At 67.0% G+C, this 1,661-nt stretch carries 1 protein-coding gene; it reads right to left on the bottom strand.

What is annotated here, in order from left to right; translation table 11 throughout:
• Window positions 1–1,661, bottom strand: a 1,661-nt coding sequence (locus tag I003_RS33885) for a polysaccharide lyase family 7 protein (protein WP_037722231.1), incomplete at both ends; no start/stop codon positions are given.

The following is a 1,661-nucleotide window of genomic DNA, read 5'->3' on the forward strand; positions in this document are numbered from 1 at the left end:
CCCGTCCCCCTCGGCGGACCAACGGGTACTCAGATCGTCATCGAGCGTGTTCTCCGCCACGTTGCCGTCGTCCTCACTGGCCACGACCCCCGCGACCGGCAGAGGGGAACCCGGAGAGCCGTCAGCCGGCACGATCGGATACGTCCTGACCCAGTCGACCTCGAACACCGCCGGGCGCAGGCCGCTGTCGCCGGTGAAGTTGTCGAGCTGGATGACGAGATTCCCCAGGGGCATCGTCTGGATGTCCCCCCGTTCGGAATTCGCGCCGTCCGACATCCGGAACCACTCGACACCGTCGACATAGCCGACCAGCGCCTCCGGCGACCACTCGAAGGCGAAGTTGTGCCACTGCGTCATGTCCACGGGGCAGAGTTCGTGGTGTTCCTTCTCGTCCGACGGACTGTCGGGGTAGTGCAGGAACGCCCCGAGGCACTGCGCGTCCGGGTTCGAGTACTCGACCCAGTCGTACTCCCCGTTCTTGAGCCGGTCGCCGGCGGTGGGCCAGATCAGGTGCAGGGGGTGGTAGAGCCCGCCGTCCGAACCGACGTTCCGGGAGCGTGACCGGATTTCCCAGCGGCCGTACTGGGTGTCCCGGTTCTGCCTGATCCATCCCGTGTCGCCGTTCGCCTCGCCGCGCATGGTGAGAATGCCGTCCGCGACGGTGCTGTTCTTCCCGCACCGGCGGCCGTTTCCGGCGTGGCCTTCCCAGCACTGTTCCGTGCCGCCGACGTTGCCCGACGGCACGTCCCACTTCGCGGGGTCCACCGGGCCGGTGTAGTCGAACTCGTCGGAAACCGGCAGCGGATCGCCCCAGCCGTACCGCTCGGCGGCCTGCGTCTCGTCCCCGGCACCCTGCTCGTCGTCGTGCGTGACGCTCAGCCCGTAGATCTTCACCTGGCCGTAGTTGTCGTCACTGCACGGCGACGAGCGCTCGCAGTTGGCCTGGGTGTACGCGCCCGCCTTGAAGTAGGCACCGGAGAAGTCCTCCGAGAGCGTGGTCTGCAGCTCGCCGTTGTAGTACGCCTTGATCTTCCCGTCGCTGACCACGAACTTCGCCTCGAACCTCGTGCCCAGCTCGTACTCGTCCGTCACCAGCTTGTAGTTGCTGTCCTCGGGAGAGGTGACGTACAGCTTCGTGCCCTCCAGGCGGAAGACCGAGACATCGTCGTCGGAGTCGTGGATCTGTCCGGCGACCACGTGCGGCTTGTCCTCGGGAAGGTCCGTGATGGCCTGGTCGATCACCATCGTGTGCGTGCCGGAGGTCGACGACCAGCTCGCCTTGGTCCGGCCCGAGTCCGTCATCTCACGCAGCTCGGAGCGAGGGTAGCTGGAGCCGCTGGTGGTGACGCCGTTGACGGCGGCACGGAACTGGACGGCGTCGCACTCCGCCGTCGCGGTGAACCACGGGTCGATCGCGTACGTGGCGAGTTCCGGCTGTTCCACGTTGGTCGGCGATTCCTCCTCGCCGATCGGCAGCCCGATGTACCAGTTCGTCAGGTCCAGCACGTCGGCCGGGTAGTCACACGAGCCGCTGCCGCCGTCGGCCCCGAAGACGGCGGTCTCGGTGATGCTGGTCCAGTCGTTGGAGGTGTTGCCGTAACCGACGATGCGCACGTAGCGCGCGGAGGTGTCGGCGAAGTCGTAGTTCTGCGGCTGGAGCG

Source organism: Streptomyces sp. CNQ329 (assembly GCF_000482585.1).